General features: G+C 35.0%; 13 protein-coding genes. 9 read left to right on the forward strand and 4 right to left on the reverse strand.

The features are described 5' to 3' along the window. Window positions 1–191: 191 nt before the first annotated feature. Window positions 192–1,151 carry a GSCFA domain-containing protein gene (locus FND99_RS13040; protein WP_144338391.1) on the reverse strand — a complete coding sequence of 320 codons (960 nt, stop codon included), beginning with the start codon at window positions 1,149–1,151 and terminating at the stop codon, window positions 192–194. Window positions 1,152–1,504: 353 nt separating this feature from the next. Between FND99_RS13040 and FND99_RS13045 the strand changes: the two genes are divergently transcribed. Then, the gene (locus FND99_RS13045) at window positions 1,505–3,250 is read left to right on the forward strand and encodes an ABC transporter ATP-binding protein (RefSeq protein WP_144338392.1); all 1,746 of its coding nucleotides are present in this window, start codon (window positions 1,505–1,507) and stop codon (window positions 3,248–3,250) included. Between the two features lie 263 nt (window positions 3,251–3,513). On the opposite strand, the gene alaS is transcribed toward FND99_RS13045, so the two are convergent. Then, window positions 3,514–6,144: an alanine--tRNA ligase gene (alaS, locus tag FND99_RS13050; protein ID WP_144338393.1), complete on the reverse strand. Its 2,631-nt coding sequence runs from the start codon at window positions 6,142–6,144 to the stop codon at window positions 3,514–3,516. 276 nt (window positions 6,145–6,420) lie between these two features. Here alaS and FND99_RS13055 point away from each other — a divergent pair, with 276 nt between their 5' ends. From FND99_RS13055 to FND99_RS13090, 8 genes are all read left to right on the forward strand, one after another. Continuing rightward, window positions 6,421–7,398: a peptidoglycan DD-metalloendopeptidase family protein gene (locus tag FND99_RS13055; RefSeq protein WP_144338394.1), complete on the forward strand. Its 978-nt coding sequence runs from the start codon at window positions 6,421–6,423 to the stop codon at window positions 7,396–7,398. A gap of 46 nt (window positions 7,399–7,444) precedes the next feature. Then, on the forward strand, window positions 7,445–7,777 hold the full coding sequence (locus FND99_RS13060; RefSeq protein WP_144338395.1) for a MerR family transcriptional regulator: 333 nt from the start codon (window positions 7,445–7,447) through the stop codon (window positions 7,775–7,777). A gap of 34 nt (window positions 7,778–7,811) precedes the next feature. Then, window positions 7,812–8,393, forward strand: coding sequence for a LemA family protein (locus FND99_RS13065; RefSeq protein WP_144338396.1), 582 nt, complete (start codon window positions 7,812–7,814; stop codon window positions 8,391–8,393). Window positions 8,394–8,424: 31 nt separating this feature from the next. Further along, complete coding sequence (locus FND99_RS13070) at window positions 8,425–8,862, forward strand: TPM domain-containing protein (RefSeq protein WP_144338397.1); 438 nt, start codon at window positions 8,425–8,427, stop codon at window positions 8,860–8,862. A 3-nt stretch (window positions 8,863–8,865) separates the two neighbouring features. Then, a complete protein-coding gene (locus FND99_RS13075; RefSeq protein WP_144338398.1) occupies window positions 8,866–9,681 on the forward strand; it encodes a TPM domain-containing protein in 816 nt (271 codons plus the stop codon). Between the two features lie 94 nt (window positions 9,682–9,775). Further along, window positions 9,776–10,189 carry an RrF2 family transcriptional regulator gene (locus FND99_RS13080; RefSeq protein ID WP_026730483.1) on the forward strand — a complete coding sequence of 138 codons (414 nt, stop codon included), beginning with the start codon at window positions 9,776–9,778 and terminating at the stop codon, window positions 10,187–10,189. 251 nt (window positions 10,190–10,440) lie between these two features. Further along, the gene (locus FND99_RS13085) at window positions 10,441–12,987 is read left to right on the forward strand and encodes a TonB-dependent receptor (RefSeq protein WP_144338399.1); all 2,547 of its coding nucleotides are present in this window, start codon (window positions 10,441–10,443) and stop codon (window positions 12,985–12,987) included. 166 nt (window positions 12,988–13,153) lie between these two features. Continuing rightward, entirely contained in the window at window positions 13,154–13,891 is a 738-nt protein-coding gene (locus FND99_RS13090; protein ID WP_144338400.1) for a DUF2490 domain-containing protein, read from the forward strand. Between the two features lie 188 nt (window positions 13,892–14,079). Here the strand turns inward: FND99_RS13090 and FND99_RS13095 are convergent, their stop codons facing one another. Next, window positions 14,080–16,836 carry an outer membrane beta-barrel protein gene (locus FND99_RS13095; protein ID WP_144338401.1) on the reverse strand — a complete coding sequence of 919 codons (2,757 nt, stop codon included), beginning with the start codon at window positions 16,834–16,836 and terminating at the stop codon, window positions 14,080–14,082. A 121-nt stretch (window positions 16,837–16,957) separates the two neighbouring features. Continuing rightward, entirely contained in the window at window positions 16,958–18,271 is a 1,314-nt protein-coding gene (gene der / locus FND99_RS13100; RefSeq protein ID WP_144338402.1) for a ribosome biogenesis GTPase Der, read from the reverse strand. Window positions 18,272–18,559: the final 288 nt, after the last annotated feature.

Below are 18,559 nucleotides of genomic sequence, written 5' to 3' on the forward strand. Positions count from 1 at the left end.
AAACCTTAACAATTTACATAATTATCCGCAATTATTCTAAAATTTCACTGTAAAAGGGTTAGTTTTTGGTTTTTACTTTAACGAAAGAATGAATAAAACTTTGCGCTTTTGCGTCTTTGCGAGATTAAAAAAAGTCTGTTTTAATAGCTTAGAAACAATCTCGCAAAGACGCAAAGGCGCAAAGAAAAATTTTAGAATTTGATTTGTGGAAGCTTTTCACCTAAAAGATTTATTTTCTTTTGAAGATTTGCTAAGAATTTCTGATGTTGTTCTGACTCTGGATTGAAGCTTCTATGACGCAAACTTTTCTGGATTTCATCTACTTCCTGCATTATTAAAATACTTTCTTGTGAAATATAATTTTCACTAAAAAGCTTCCAGATATAGTCAATCGCGATTTGATTTGGATGCAGCATATCTTCGGCATAAAAACGATAATCGCGAAGTTCGTCCATCATGATTTCGTACGAAGGAAAATAATTGTGAATTGTAAATTGTGAATTGTGAATTTTTAAAATCTGATGCAGAGACGTGAATAAATGTGATTTGCTTAATTGATTTTCGATAAATCCGTCTTTTATGTGGCGAACTGGCGAAACGGTGAAAATGAAATTTATGTTTGGATTTAATGTCTGAATTAAATCGATCGTATTTTGAATGTTTTTCTGGATGACTTCAGTCGACAATAATTCTTTTGAGAATTGTTTTTGAGGCACTTTATGACAATTCGCTACAATTTCTTCACTTTCCAGATTTCTGTAAATCCAAGAAGTTCCGTATGTGATGATAATATGCGAAGCTTCTTTTAATTGTTTATTGGTTTCTGTAATTGCTTTATTTAAAGTTTCAAGCAATTCTTGTCGGTCGGAATTACTTAAATCAGAATGCACTTCATAGGAATGCCAACGCTCGTTATGAAAGAAAACGTCTTTTTCCTGATAAAAATCCAACTCACAAACTCTTCGAAATAATTTCTCAATCGAAACTGGATTAAAAATAATCCCAAACGGATTTGTTTCATTCTGAAATTTAAAATAATCAAATTTCTCCGCCATATTTTCAGCAAAACAAGAACCAATAGAAAGTATTTTCGAATTATAATCGATTGGATTATTACTTTTTGAAATTGGAATTTGAGTTCTGAATTGCATAATTTAGAGTTTGAAACAAAGTTAAAGATTACTGACCACTCTTTTGATAGAATTTATAAAAAGAAAATCATGCAAAGTCGTGACACTTTTGCTCACTTTTGTCATTTCGACGTAAGGAGAAATCACACGAGAAGCTCTACAAAGATTGGCGATTTTGCAAGTGGAATTTCTTGTGTGATTTCTCCTTACGTCGAAATGACAAAAAGAACGTGGATCTTGTTGTTATAACAAATCATTCGACTTCACACGAATTAAACAACTATTAAAAGAATTACATTTTTAATAACAAAAATCAACACCACAAACCCAAACAATTCCTTACTTTTGCATCTTCCACTTTTCTAAAAAATCATATGAAATTATTATATTCTTATATAATCAAACACAAAATGCTTTTGTTTTTTGCTTTGATTATGGCTTCTATAAACATTTGTTTCAGTTTATCAGACTCAATTATTACCGGTAAATTAATGCAGGATTGCGGTGTTGGACTACATAAATATGCAGGAAACGCGACCGGTTTTATAAAATCATTATCATTCTGGCTTGGGCTTTCGCTTGGCGCTGCGATGATTTCCAGAATTACCAAAAACTTTCAGGATTACTTTACGAATGTTGTCATCCAGAGAACCGGTGCTCAAATGTACACGGACGGAATCAAAAAATCTTTAGATCTTCCTTATGCCGAATTTGAAGACCAACGAAGCGGTGAAACTTTGAGCAAACTGACTAAAGTTCGTTCTGATTCTGAGAAATTGATTACGCTTTCGATCTCGCTGATTTTTCAAACCATCATCGGGTTCATATTTGTAATTGTGTACGTTGCCCGAATTGATTATCGTATTTCGATTATCTTTTTAATTACGGCGCCAATTATTGCTTTGGTAAGTTCGTATCTAGGCAAAAAAATCAAAGTCGTTTCTAAAAAAATCGTGAACCAAACCAATGCCTTAGCGGGTTCTACAACAGAAAGTTTACGAAATATTGAATTGGTAAAAAGTCTTGGATTAACGTACCAAGAAGAAAAGCGTTTGAATTTAAACACTTTTAAAATTCTACAATTAGAGTTAGAGAAAATCCGCTTTATAAGAAGTTTGAGTTTTATTCAAGGAACAACAGTTCACTTTTTAAGAACTTGCGTTGTTTTTACGCTGTATTATTTCTTGTTTGGAGGAAAAATTATTGTTGGTGATTTATTGACAATGGTATTCTTCACTTTCTTCATTTTTGGACCTTTACAAGAACTCGGAAACTTTATTATTGCAATTAATGAAACCAAAGTTTCGATGGAAAACTTTAGAGTTTTATTGAATGCTCCTAAAGAATTCCGCCCAAAAACGCCAAAACATGTTGGTGCAATTCAGTCGTTATTATTTTCGAATGTGAGTTTCAAACATAAAACAGCCAAATTTAAAGCGGTTGAAAACATTAATTTCGAAATCAAACAAGGACAGACCGTTGCATTTGTAGGGCCGTCGGGTTCAGGAAAAACCACTTTAGTAAAATTGCTTGTTGGTTTATATACACCGGCCGAAGGTCAGGTTTTATACAACGATATTGATTCTACAGAAATTGACTTATTGGATTTAAGAAAACAATTAGGATTTGTTACTCAAGATGCTCAATTATTCTCAGGAACTATTCGTGAAAACTTATTATTCGTGAAGCCAAATGCAACCGATGAAGAATTATATGACGCCCTTAAACGTGCAAGCTGCGATAAACTTTTAAGACGTGCCGAAGATGGCTTGAACACCACAATTGGTGAAGGCGGAATTAAAGTTTCAGGTGGAGAAAAACAACGTTTGTCTATTGCCAGAGCGATTTTAAGAAATCCGAATTTATTGATTTTTGACGAAGCAACTTCTGCTTTAGATTCGATTACCGAAGAAGAAATTAACGCTACGATTAGAAATATTTCAGATAAAAACAGAATTACGGTTTTAATCGCACACCGTTTATCAACTGTTATGCACGCTGATAGAATTTTTGTTTTGGAACAAGGTAAAATCATCGAGCAAGGAAAACACGAAGATTTGATCGTCGAGAAAGGATTGTATTACGCAATGTGGCGCCAGCAAATTGGGGAAAGAAAATAGTTTTTCTAAAGGTTCTGAGATGCTAAGATACTAAGGGACTAAGTTTTTTTGAATAGCGTCCAACTTTAGCTGGATGGGTGATAAATTAAAGTTGAAGGGCTTTAGCCAAACGTAATCGTTTGGCTAAAGCCCTTTTATTCACCATTTCATCATCCAGCTAAAGCTGGACGCTATTAAACACAAAACCCGACAGGTTTTAAAAACCTGTCGGGTTTACTTTTATAAAAAACTTAGAACCTTAGTCCCTTAGCATCTTAGCATCTTTATTTAACGAAATCCACCGCTTTAGCAAGCGCCTCAGCAATTCCGTCAACATTTTTACCCCCTGCAGTTGCGAAGAAAGGCTGACCTCCTCCTCCACCTTGGATGTATTTTCCTAATTCGCGAACCACTTGTCCTGCATTTAGGTTTTTCTCTGCAACAATTTCTTTAGAAATATAACAAGTCAACATTGGTTTTCCTTCATGAGCTGTAGCGAAAACTACAAATAAGTTGTGATACGAATTACCTAATTCGTAAGCCAAATCTTTTGCGCCTTCCGGATTTAAATCTACTTGTTTTGCTAAAAACTGAACTCCATTGATTTCTTGCAACTCTTTAGCCAAATCAGCTTTCATGTTTTTCGCTTTATCTTTTAATAAAGCTTCTAATTGCTTTTTCAACTGTGCATTTTCATCTTGCAATGCTAAGATTGATTTTACAGGATCTTGAGCATTTTTCAGCGCTTCTTTAATTTCGTTTAAAGCAACAGCTTGAGACTCAAAATACTCTTTTGCTGCTTCACTTGTGATCGCCTCAATTCTTCTTATTCCTGACGCAACTGCACCTTCTGAAACAATTTTGAAATGCCAGATATCAGATGTATTTGGAACGTGTGTTCCTCCGCATAACTCAACAGAATCACCGAATTTAATCATACGAACCAAATCACCATATTTCTCACCAAATAAAGCTATTGCGCCCTCTTCAAGTGCTTGCTCTTTTGGGATTGCTCTTTTTTCAATTAAAGGCAAACTCTCACGAATTCTCGCATTTACAAAGTTTTCTACTTCTTCTAATTCCTCATCGGTAACTTTAGAAAAATGAGAAAAGTCAAAACGCAATGAAGCGTTTCTTACCATCGAACCTTTTTGCTCGATATGTGTTCCTAAAATCTTGCGTAAACCTTGGTGCAACAAGTGCGTAGCCGTGTGGTTTGACGACGTTTTGGCTCTTTGAGTTGCATCAACAACTGCATTAAAAGTTGCTGTAATATTTTCTGGCAACGATTGTGTTAAATGAATCGTCTGATTGTTTTCTTTTTTAGTATCGATGATATAGGTAATATCTCCGTTTTGAGATTCTAAATATCCTTTGTCACCCGTTTGTCCTCCGCTTTCTCCGTAAAATGGAGTTGCATTGAAAACCAATTGGTAGATTTCGCCGTCTTTTACACTGTCAACTCTACGGTATTTAGTGATTTTTACTTGATGTGCTAATCTGTCATAACCAACAAATTCCTGAATATCATCTTCAACAATGACGTTCCAGTCTCCAGCAGTAACTTTTGATGCGGCACGAGATCTTTCTTTTTGCAATTGCAATTGTTCTTGGAACCCAGCTTCATCTAATTTCAATCCTTTTTCAGAAAGAATCAAAGCCGTTAAATCGATTGGAAAACCATAAGTATCATACAATTCAAATGCTTTTTTACCATCGATTGTATCTCCTGTATTGTTTAAAATTACAGCATCTAAAAGAATCAATCCTTGATCTAGCGTTCTTAGGAAAGAACTTTCTTCTTCACGGATAACATTTGAGCAAAGTGCTTTTTGAGATCTGATCTCTGGGAAAGAATCGCCCATTTGCTCGCTCAAAGTTTCAACCAATTTATAAATAAACGGTTCTTTAATTCCTAAGAAAGTAAATCCGTAACGAATTGCACGACGCAAAATTCTACGAATTACATATCCAGCCCCAGTATTAGATGGCAATTGTCCATCGGCAATAGCAAAAGCTACAGCACGAACGTGATCTGCCACAACGCGAATAGCAATATTTACTTTTTCTTCAGCTTCGTTTGACGCTTTAACGGTATATTTTGCACCTGTAATTGTTTCGATTTCTCTAATCAAAGGCATGAAAACATCAGTATCATAGTTTGATGTTTTTCCTTGTAATGCCATACACAAACGCTCAAATCCCATTCCAGTATCAACGTGTTGTGCAGGAAGTTTTTCTAACGAACCATCAGCTTTACGGTTGAATTCCATAAATACGTTATTCCAGATTTCAACTACTTGCGGATGGTCATTGTTTACCAAGCTTTTTCCAGATACAAGCGCTTTTTCTTCCTCAGAACGTAAATCAACGTGAATTTCAGAACAAGGTCCGCATGGTCCTTGATCACCCATTTCCCAGAAATTGTCTTTTTTGTTTCCAAGGATAATTCGGTCTTCGTCAATTAAAGTTTTCCAGATATCCCAAGCTTCTTGATCAAACGGAACATTATCTTCTTTGCTTCCTTCAAAAACAGAAACATAAAGTTTGTCTTTCGGAATTTTATAAACTTCTGTCAATAATTCCCAAGCCCAGTTGATTGCTTCTTTTTTGAAGTAATCACCAAAGGACCAGTTTCCTAACATTTCAAACATAGTGTGGTGATACGTATCAATACCCACTTCTTCAAGATCGTTATGTTTTCCTGAAACACGAAGACATTTTTGCGTATCGGCGATTCTTGGGCTTTTTGGCGTTCCGTTTCCTAAGAAAAATTCTTTAAACTGGGCCATTCCCGAGTTGTTGAACATTAAGGTTGGGTCGTCTTTAAGCACAATAGGAGCCGAAGGAACGATTGTATGCCCTTTGCTCTCAAAAAAATCTAAAAATTGTTTACGTACGTCTTGTGATTTCATATTTAAATTAGAAAATGTGTCAATTTGATAATGTGATAATTTGAAAATATGTTAATTAGATAATTCATCAATCTGAAAATCTGACCATTAGATTTTTAATTAAAAACGGTAAAATTTAAAACAACAAATTCCGTTTTTAATACATTATCTAATTATCAAATTGACACATTATCTAATTGCTTTATTCTTGAAAAAAAGCGTCGGACAGCTGAAACATTTAGTAATTTTGTTCGACTAACTTATTTTACAAGCTGCAAAAATAGCGTATTTTAAAATATGGCGAAAGTAAAATATTATTACGACTCAGAAAATCTGGCTTATACAAAAATAAAAACCAGAAAAAGAATCAAAATTGGCTACGCCTTGCTGTTTTTGCTGGCTTCAGCTTTATTTGGCTTTTTAATTTTGGTGCTTCTAATTAATACTCCTTATTTTAAAACTCCAAAAGATCGTTTGCAGACACGTGAAATTGAAAACCTAAAGCTTCAATACGCCATTTTAAACAAAAAAATGGATGAAATTGATGATGTTGCCGAAGCTTTAGAGGAAAGAGACAATAATATTTATCGCATTTATTTTAATAAAGCCGAAATTCCGGATTCAATCAGAAAAGAAGGTTTCAGAGATCCGAACAGATATAAAAAATTAGAAGGCTACAACAATTCACAATTAGTACTAAATACGACAAAACGAATTGATAAACTTTCGAAAGAATTAGCTATTCAATCCAAATCATTAGATGAAATTTTGAAATTAGCGAGTACAAAAGGCAATTTATTGCTGGCGATTCCGGCAATTCAGCCTGTTCAAAATGAAAATTTAAAACGCGTCGCTTCGGGTTTTGGATACAGAATCGACCCTTTCACGAAAGTGCGAAAAATGCACAACGGAATGGATTTTACTGCCAATACTGGCTCTCCCGTATATGCAACCGGCGACGGAGTAATTGAAAGAGCCGACAATACTGCTTCTGGATATGGAAATCATGTGGTGATCAGGCATGGTTTTGGCTACGAGAGTTTGTATGCGCATTTGAGCAAATACAATTGCAGGCCGGGACAAAAAGTAAAAAGAGGCGATATTATTGGTTATGTGGGAAGCACGGGAAGATCTGAAGGACCACATTGCCATTATGAAGTTCATAAAGACGGAAAAGTCGTAAATCCGCTGAACTTTTATTACGGAAATATTTCGGCTGTCGAATACGTTGCAATTTCGCATATGGCCAACCAAGAAAATCAGTCATTAGATTAATACTATAAAAAGTGTTATTTTTGAAATAAATTAGAAATACAAAAACATGCACATTGAGCTTTCAAAAGATAAAAGATATTACAGTATTGGCGAAGTCGCCAAAGCTTTTAATGTCAATGCATCCTTGATACGATTTTGGGACAGTGAATTTGATATCCTCAAACCAAAAAAGAACGCCAAAGGCAACAGAATGTTTACGCCCGAAGATGTTACCAACTTACAATTGATTTATCATTTAGTCAAAGAAAGAGGTTTTACGCTAGAAGGAGCTAAAACACACTTAAAAGAGGGTCAAAAGAAAACATTAGATAAATTCGAAATAATACGTAAATTAGAGTCCATTAAAATACAGTTGAACGACATCAAAAACGAATTGTAATTAAAAATAGAAATAAACTTAAATCAAAACAGATATGAAAAAATGGTTAATCCCCGTAGGAATTATTATTGCACTAATTGCGATCATTGCTTTTTGGTCAATTGGAATAAAAAATACTGGTTTGCAAAAAAGTCAAGCAGTTAATAAAGAATGGGGAAATGTTCAAACAGCTTATCAAAGACGTAATGATCTTATTGGAAATTTAGTAAACACTGTGAAAGGTGCAGCTGATTTTGAAAAATCGACTTTAACGGCAGTTATTGAAGCTCGTGCAAAAGCTACTTCAGTAACAATTGATCCAAGTAATGTGACTCCAGAGCAATTAAAAGAATTCAACCAGGCTCAAAGTGGCGTAAGTTCATCATTGTCAAGATTATTGGTTTCTGTTGAACAATATCCAACTTTGAAGGCAAATGAGAATTTCTTGAAATTACAAGATGAATTAGCAAGTACAGAAAATCAAATTTTAACAGCTAGAACTCGTTTCAACGAAGCTGTACAAGATTACAATGGTTACGTTCTTTCGATTCCAAACAAATGGTTCTTGGACTATAAGGAAAAACCATATTTCGAGGCCTCTACTGGAGCAGACAAACCTGTTGAAGTAAAATTCTAAAATCTACAATCTAAACTCTAAAATCATTCCCATGTCACAAGTAGAAGATTTTTTATCCAAAGAAGAAGAACAAGAAATTGTTGAAGCTATTCGCGTGGCCGAAAATAATACTTCTGGCGAAATTAGAGTACATATAGAACAAACAACTTCTAAAGTTCCTTTTGACAGGGCTTTAGAAGTTTTTCATGAATTGCGAATGAATGAAACCCAGCAACAAAATGGCGTTTTATTTTACTTTGCCGTAGCCGATAAAAATTTTGCTATTTGCGGAGACAAAGGAATAAACGATGTCGTATCTGATGATTTTTGGGATAGTACCAAAGACAAAATGGTCGAACAATTTAAGGCTGGAAACTTTAAAAAAGGTATTGTCGAAGGTATTTTGAATGCTGGAGAGCAATTAAAAAAATACTTTCCGTGGTCTGAAGACGATACTAATGAATTATCTAACGAAATCTCAAAAGGATAAATAATGAAAAATTCCAATCTTAAAATCTCAAATTCCAATAGAATTTTTCAGTTTACTTTTTTATTTATCGCGTTTTTTATCTGCAATACTATTTTTGCGCAATTTACAATTCCCGAAATTCCAAGTGAACAAACTTCTGTTTATGATTATGCCAATCTTTTAAGCCCGACTGAAAAAGCACAGCTTGAAGAGAAACTTATTCGCTACTCAGATTCAACTACCACTCAGATTGTTGTCATAACAATTGAAAGCCTGAAAGGAGAAGATGTGAGTCAATTAGCGACAAATTGGGGGCAAAAATGGGGAATTGGAGGAACCGCAAAAGATGATAACGGTGTTATTATTCTACTAGCAAAAGACGAGAAAAAAATCGCCATAAATCCTGGTTACGGACTCGAAGATCGTTTGACAGCAGGAATTGGCGGTACTATAATTAGAAATATAATTGTCCCTGAATTTAAGGCGGGAAGTTTTTACAATGGCCTTGATAAAGGTACAGATGCTATAATTGATGTTTTTAAAGGAAAATTCAAAGGAGAACGCAAACAATCCAAACAAAAAGATTTCCCGATATTGCCATTTATCGTTATTATTGTAATCATACTAATCTTGCTTTCTCGCAATAAAAGAGGTGGCGGAGGAAATTCTGGGAATAATGGTGGAGGCCCTAGCCTTATGGATATCATTCTGTTAAGCAGTCTTGGCAGAAGCAGCGGAGGCGGATTTGGAGGTTTCGGCGGCGGATCATCTGGAGGTGGCTTCGGCGGTGGTTTCGGTGGCGGCGGATTCTCAGGAGGAGGTTCTAGTGGAGGCTGGTAAGAATTTTTGTTTGAAGTTTTCTTTGTTTCACGTTTCAAAGTCTAGGTTTCAATCTTAAAAAATCATACATTTACACTTTACAATTTATTAATAGATGTTATCACATAAAGCAAAATACGCCCTTAAGGCCTTACTTTATTTAGCTGAACAAGATGAAAATCACATTTCTAGAACTATAGAAATTGCTGATGGAGCCAACATACCTAAAAAGTTTTTAGAACAGATTCTTTTAGATCTAAAACGAGGACGTTTTGTAAGCAGCAAGCAAGGAAAATTTGGTGGATATTATCTGATAAAATCAAAAAATGACATCACTTTGGCAGAAATTCACCGATTATTTGACGGTGCAATTGCACTTTTGCCATGCGCTTCTTTAAATTTTTACGAGCCTTGCTCTGATTGTAAAACCGAGTCTGAATGCAGTCTGCGTCACGGTTTAATGCTAATTAGAGATAAAACTTTGAAGGCTATGGAAGGCATCACAATTGCTTCATTAGTAAAAAAATAAAAAAATATTTTCTAAAGTCTAGTAAATCGATAGAATTAATTATATATTTGCCAAAAAATAATTAACAAACCATTACAAATATTTAACTCATGAAAGTAGATTTCGGTTTATTAGGCGTAACAACAAGTCTTTGGCAAACAAACTCAAATAGTCAGTTCAAAACTGCAAAAAGCATTTCCTGTATGATGTGTATGTGTTGATAAAAAAAATTTTATTATAAACTCTACTAATCATATATACTTAATATAAAAATGAAAAATTCGATTAAAAATATACTTACAATATTAGCCGTTTTAACTGTTTCAATCTCATTTGGACAAAACATAGAAGGTTTCGTTAAAACAACAGAAAATACTCCATTAGAAGCCGCAAATGTTGTTATTAAAGGAACAACTACAAATACAATTACAGACGCTACCGGAAAATTTACTATCGATACAAAAGGAAAACTTCCGGTAACACTTTTAGTTCAGTATGTTGGATATAAAACAACTGAAATCGAGATCGATGATTTACCTGCAACGCCTTTGCAAGTCATTTTAAAAGAAGAAAATGAACTTGTTGAAGTGGTGGTTTCTTCTCGACGCAGAATCGAAAAAGTACAAGATGTGCCAATTGCTATTTCTGTAATTACAGGAAAGCAGGCTGAACAAACAGGAGCTTTCAACGTTAACCGCATTAAAGAACTTGTTCCATCGCTACAACTTTATTCTTCAAATCCAAGAAATACGGGAATCAACATTCGTAGTTTGGGTTCTCCATTCGGATTGACAAATGACGGAATCGATCCTGGAGTTGGTTTTTATGTTGACGGTGTTTATTACGCTCGTCCGGCTGCAACTACTTTGGACTTTATTGATGTTGAACAAATTGAAGTTTTGCGCGGACCACAAGGTTCTTTATTTGGAAAAAACACTACTTCGGGCGCTTTCAATATTACTACTAGAAAACCGAGTTTTTCTACAGGAGCAGATTTTGAAGTAAGCTATGGAAATTACAACTTTTTACAAGCTAAAGCATCGGTTACTGGGGCTTTGGGCAAAAAAGTTGCCGGAAGAATTTCGTTTTCAGGAACTCAAAGAGATGGTTTGATTGATAATATTGCGACAGGAAGACCAACAAATACTTTGAACAATCAAGGGATTAGAGGACAATTACTTTGGACGCCTTCTGTAAATACAAATATTATTTTGGCTGCTGATATCACAACACAACGTCCTGACGGATATGCACAGGTTGTGGCTGGTGTTGCTCCTACTCAAAGAGCTGCTTACCGTCAGTTTGATGCAATCATCAAAGATTTAAATTATCAATTGCCAAGTTTAAATGCTTTTGACCGTAAAATTGATCAAGATACACCTTGGCGTTCAAATCAAGATATGGGAGGTATTTCGCTTAATATTGATACGAAAATTGGCCCAGGAACTTTGACTTCAACAACAGCTTGGAGATTCTGGAACTGGGATCCATCAAATGACAGGGACTTTACAGGACTTCAAGTATTGGCTAAATCACAAAACCCAACAAGACAAACGCAGGTAACGCAAGAGGTTCGTTATGCGGGTCAGCTTTCTTCAAAAGTGAGCGGTGTTGCTGGAGTGTTTTTTATTGATCAAACTTCACAAACTGATGGTACAGAAGAATCTGGAAATGCACAATGGAGATTCTCTCAAAGTACAACGAGCCCATTATGGAAAACTCCGGGACTTTTTGAAGGATATGGAATCAAAACCGATGCAAACATTAGATCATCAAGTGCTGCAGTATTTGGACAAATTGATTGGGCGGTTACAGAACGCTTTCACGTTTTGCCTGGTTTAAGATATAACTTCGATAAAAAAGATGCTCATTATGCACGTACAACTTACGGAGGTTTGCAAACTAATGATCCAGCATTGATTGCTTTGAAAAAATCAGTTTACTCTGATCAGGCTTTTGATTCAAGTACAGACAATACCGATTTTTCAGGAAACTTGACATTGACCTATAAAGTTACAGACAAAATCAATGCTTATGCAACATACGCTAAAAGCTACAAACCAGTTGGTGTAAACGTTGCTGGCCTTCCAACAGATGCAAAAGGCAATCCTATGCTTGATCTTGCGGTAATTAAACCAGAAAAAGTTAATCATTATGAAATTGGAGTAAAAACTTCTCCATTCAAAAATTCGATTTTCAACTTGACGTTCTTCAACACAGATATTAAAGATTTTCAAACAAACGTTCAAGCTGCTGAATTAGGTGTAAACCGTGGTTATCTTGCAAATGCTGACAAAGTACGCGTAAGAGGTGCCGAATTAGATGCGAGCTTTGTTTTCAGCACACATTTAACTGTAAATGCTGCCGCAACTTATACAGATGGAAAATATGTGAAATTTACAAATGCTCCGCTTCCATTAGAAGAAACTGGCGCTCCTGTAGCTTTCAAAGATGTTTCAGGAACTGAATTACCTGGAGCTTCAAGATGGGCAGGATCATTGGGCGGTGAGCTTTCTGACAATGCAACATTCTTTGGAAACAAAGGGAAAATATTTGTAGCTGTTGATTCATACGCACGTTCTGAATTTTCATCAAGCCCTTCGGCTTCAAAATATTTAGTTGTACCAGGTTATGCTATTTTTAATGCACGTTTAGGTTTCCGCGCTTCGCAAGGTTTATCTGTTCACTTTTGGGGACGCAACTTGTTGAATAAAGATTATTACGAGCAATTATTGCCTGCTGGAGGTAATGCAGGACAATATGCTGGTGTTCTTGGTGATCAAAGAACTTACGGAGTTACTCTAAAATATTCTCTGTAAGCGGTTAAGTTAGTTAGTTTAAAATCATTAAAACGAGGCAAGTTTATAAAATTTGTCTCGTTTTTTTATTTTCTGAAATCACAAAATAGTACTGAAACCAAATTTTAATCTGCTCTAAATCAATTCTGATTTATATATATTCGCAGCCTGAATGTATAGAGATTAAATGAAATTTCTCAAATTATTGGTTTTATTCGGATTAGTAAGTCCGCTTTTATCGGCACAAAATGTAAAAAAAACTGATCAGCAGACTTTAAGCTGGATTCGTTATTACAACATTTTGCCTTTAAGCGAAAAATGGGCACTTCATTCTGAATTTGATAATCGTTTTTTTCTCAATCCAGTTCACGAAAATCTTTTTGTACTAAGATCTCAGGTTCGTTTTCGTGCCAGCAAGCTTGTCGAATTAGGAGGTGGTTTGGCTTTTTTCAGCGTAAATACACAAAACCCAGACATTGATCCAAATTTTTCTGTTCCAGAATATCGAATCCAGCAAGATATTACGTTGATTAATGACATTGCAAAAATCACTTTTCACAATCGTTTTCAGCTTGAAGAACGCTTTATCGAAAAAGCTTCACGAACAGAATTACTAGACACTTTCTCATTTGCACTCCGATTCCGTTACCGATTACAGTCGACTTTTGATCTTTGGAAAAAAGATGGGAGAAGCTTAAAAGGTACAATTTCAGATGAAGTAATGTTCAATTTTGGAAAAGACAACAAACTAAATACTTTTGATCAAAACCGATTTTACGTCGCGCTCCGTTATCACTTTAATCCCAATTTAGGTTTAGAACTTGGTTACATAAAAAACTTTCAAAGACGCGCCAGCGGTATCGATTTTTATGATCGCGATATTATTCGTTTTACAGTTTATCATCGAATTGATAGGAAGTTTTGAAAAAAGGTGCAAAGGGACAGAGGGTCAAAGGTCCAAAGTTTAAAGGAGTAAAATCAAAATAGAAGTTTGATTTACCCCTTTTTTCACAATTTTAAAACCTTTGTTCCTTTGATCCTCAGCTCCTTTGAACCTTCAAAAAAAAGCCTTAAAGAGACGCACTTTCATACGTCTCTAAAGAAAGACAAAACCTACTCCTCTCTTTCTCGGCCTCTTCTCTTACCTTTTTCATTTCCTGCAAAATTCCCGATTTTGTAGGCCAATGAAAACATGATATATCTTTTTAAAACGGTGTTTTCTTCATCGCGGATTGAAGTTGCTGAAATTGTTCTTACAGCACTTTGATTCTGATTTAAAACATCATATACTTTCACTTTTGCGTACAGTTTTTTATCTAAAAATCCGTATGACAAACTCGTATTCCATAAGTAGAAATCTTTTTTGAAATCGCTTGAAATATTCGAATTGTATGTATATCCAAAATCATTTCCAAAAATCAACTTAGCAGGCCAGTAACTTGTTGTCTGCAAATTGATTCGGTGTACAACATTTGAGGTTGCATCGCGGGTATAATTCTCATATTTCGTCTCATTATACGTCAAACTATATGATGGCGCAATAACCAGCAATTCGCCATATTCATATGCCAAATAGATTTTTGGCGTTACGGCAGTACCTTTTGCATTATACAAAACTCCATTTGTGTAGCCTTTATCAAAATTGTAAGTTCCGTTTAACTGTAAACCGTAACGAAGCGTGTGCGCATCTCTTTTAACCGACTGATTCCAGTTTCCTCCGACAGAAAAAGTATAAGTATCAGACAAATTCAGATACGTTGTAGTTCTTTTTCCACTATCGTCATAAAATGAAGTCGAATAAATATCATTCGCATAATAGTCTCCTCGTGCATAAAGACTATAACCTGAACGCGTACGGAAATCAAAATTTCTGAAACTGAAATTGATACTGTTTTTTTCAATTGGATCCAAATTTGGATTTCCAATAATGGTATTCAGCGGGTTACTCAAATTAGCAATTGGCAGTAAAAAACTCGAAGCCGGGAGCGTATTTGAATAGTCGTATTTAAATGTAAAATTCTTTGAACGGCTAAACTTGTAACGAAACTGTGCAGTAGCATAAGGCAACGCATATTTCTGATTCAAATCGGTTGATTTTCCTAAATAAAAACCGTGATTGTCATAATCAATAATCGAAGTTTTTGTGTCTAAATTTACCGTGAATTTATTTTTTTGAAGCGTAATTCCAAACTTCGGACTAATCGAATTTTGCTTTGAAGTCGTATAAGTTGTCAACGATTCATTTATCTGAGAATATGACTGAGAACTAGCATCAAAATCAAATGTTTTTTGATCTTTTATTTCTTTCTGCCAATCAAAATCAGAACCAAATCGAATGCGCAATGAATCTGTAATTGGTTCCGTATATTCAATATCTAGCGAATAAGCATCGTTCACGTTATCATTTCTCGTTTTTTGATTTCGCTCATCATTTGGTTTGTTGTCCTGATAAAAAATAGTTTCCGAAACATTGACTCCATCTGTAATTGCATCAGTATTATTGTTATCAAAAACAAAACTCAAATTACGGTTCTTTTTCGCAAAAGCTTTGTTGAAATTAAGTGTATTTGCAAAATTGGTCGTCGTATTTTCTCGATGAGAAACCGCCGTACTTTCGTTTAAGGGCTGATTATTTTCATCTTCAGAAGAACTTGAAGAAGACGAATCGCTATCAACTCTTGTTTGATTAAATTTTGGAGTAAAAACAATTCGGGTGCTTGGATCTAGTTTGTATTCAAATTCAAAATTGGCTTTATTTCCTGTATTCTCATTTTTGGTTTTAGAATCAGAAGCGGTCAAGATATTTCCCGTCGGCAAAAAATTCAGCTGATTTGCTTTGCTGTCGTTATTTGTAATGGTGTTCGAAAAATTATAACTTCCTGTTGCTGTAAAATCTTTAAACCAGTCATCAGAATAATTGATTCCGGCCAAATTAGATTGTGTAATTCCCTTGCCAGTTGTCGTGCTGGCCTGATTTACACTATTATTTCTTCCGCCTCCCATATTGTCAAAAACATCATCCATAGAGAAACCAGTCGAATTAATATTATTTGACGAAGCCAAAACACTAATCTTCTGATTATTATTGAAGAAATTCATCAACAAACTGCTTTCATAACGATTATCAGAACCGTAACCGGCAAGTGCTTTTTCAAAAAAACCTTTATTTTTCTTTTCGTCGATTGTGAAATTAATTGATGAATTATCGGAGCTGGATTCCTGCTTGGCAAGTTCTTCTTTCTTGGTTTTATAATCGGAAACCTGAACTTTTTTAATTATTTCAGCTGGCATATTCTTCAATAAAAGCTGTCCATCTTTATCAAAAAATGCTTTTCCGTTGACTAAAAACTGCGTTACTTCTCGCCCATTTACAGTGACTTTTCCGTCATTATCAACATCAACACCAGGCAGTTGTTTTAATAAAGTTTCAACATTGGCATCTGGCCTCACTTTAAACGCCGAGGCATTAAATTCCAAAGTATCTTTTTTAATGGCGACTGGAGGCGCTTCGGTTTTAATGACTACATTTTCAAGCGCATTTATATTTTCTGCCAAATAAAGCTTTCCAAAATCCTTGCTTTCTATCAGCTCTTTCTGTTCTTCAACCAAAGTTTGATAGCCCATATAATTGACTTTCAAATAAACAGGCTTATTTATTTTTTTTGTATTTATTCTGAAAACTCCATTTTTGTCGGTAGTTGCATATTCAATTACAGCAGAATCCTTTACGGTTGTAAAATATACAGTCGCCATTTCAAGCGGAACCTGTGTGTTAAGATCTACGACGGTTCCTTTGAGAATAATATCATTTTGCGCATTGGCGGCAACGCAAAAAAGAAAAAATAATAAATAAGAAAAATACTTGGTCATAATGGGTTGGTTAGAACTATTAAGACCCAGAAACAACTTAAAGGTTTAATTTTAAGTTTAACAATTAGCGCGCATTTTGTTTAAAAACAAAAAAATCCCCTTTTTACAGGGGATTTCATTTTTATTTTTCTCGGATATAAATATCGATCGGCACTCCGGCAAAGTCCCAATTTTCTCTAATTTTATTTTCAAGATATCGTTTATACGGCTCTTTAACGTATTGCGGCATATTGGCAAAAAACACAAACTGAGGCGTTGGTGTTGGCAACTGCATACAATATTTAATTTTTACGTATTTACCTTTTGTCGCTGGTGGCGGATATGCTTCAATCACCTTCAACATATATTCGTTGAATTTTGAAGTCGAAATTCTTTGTTTTCTGTTTTCGAAAACCTGAACTGTAGCTTCCAATGCTTTCAACAAACGTTGTTTTGTTAATGCTGAAACGAATAAAATTGGCACATCAGTAAAAGGCATTAATTCTTTTTTGATTTTCTCTTCGTAATCACGCGTTGACATGGTATCTTTTTCAACCAAATCCCATTTGTTTACCAAGATTACAACGCCTTTACGGTTTTTCTCAGCCAACCAGAAAATACTCTGATCCTGGCCTTCAAATCCGCGGGTTGCATCAATAACCAAAATACAAATATCGGCATGCTCGATTGCTCTTACAGAACGCATTACAGAATAAAATTCTAAATCTTCCTTAACTTTTGCTTTACGACGAATTCCAGCAGTATCAACCAAGTTGAATTCGAAACCAAAACGGTCAAATTTTGTATCAATTGCATCACGAGTTGTTCCTGCAATATCTGTTACAATATAACGATCTTTACCAATCAAGGCGTTGATAAAACTAGATTTTCCAGCATTTGGGCGTCCAACAACTGCAAAACGAGGCAATTCAACTTCTGGAGTTTCAGGTTCAGGTTTTTCTGGAAAAGCTTCAATCAAAGCATCCAACAAATCTCCTGTTCCACTTCCAGAAATACTTGCAAAAGTGTAATATTCACCTAAACCAAGGTTATAAAACTCCACTGCATCTTTCTCACGCATAGCATTATCCACCTTATTTACGGCTAATAAAACTGGTTTTGTTACTTTACGAAGCAATTTTGCAACAGTTTCATCCATTGGCGTAATTCCTTCTTCAACATCAACCACAAAAATAATAACATCGGCTTCGTCGATAGCAAGTTCTACTTGTTTACGGATTTCACCTTCAAATACGTCATCAGATCCGCGAACATATCCGCCGGTATCAATTACAGAAAACTCTTTTCCGTTCCACTCGCTTTTACCATAGTTTCTATCACGGGTAACCCCAGATACTGAATCTACAATAGCTTCTCTTCTTTGTATCAGCCTATTAAAAAGGGTCGATTTCCCTACATTAGGTCTTCCTACTATCGCAACAATGTTATTACTCATTTTATTGAATTTTAGTCCCGAGGCTTCGGGATTAGATTTTGGATTTCAGATTCTTAGCTTCCTAAAAACCTAATCACTTGTAATCCAAAATGCCTTATTTAAATTTTTTGCAAAGGTAGTTAAAAAAAGTTGCTGAGACGCTAAGTTTCTTAGTACCTAAGTTTTTATTGTTTTTTGTGTAATTTTCAGGAGCTAATCCAGCTATCCGCTATATCTTTTCCTGGCTAAAGAAGCCAGAAAAAGGATACCGCTCCTATCTGGGCTAGGGCACCTATTTTCAAAAAGAAC

Source organism: Flavobacterium daemonense (genome assembly GCF_007341385.1).
Classification (GTDB): Bacteria; Bacteroidota; Bacteroidia; order Flavobacteriales; family Flavobacteriaceae; genus Flavobacterium; species Flavobacterium daemonense.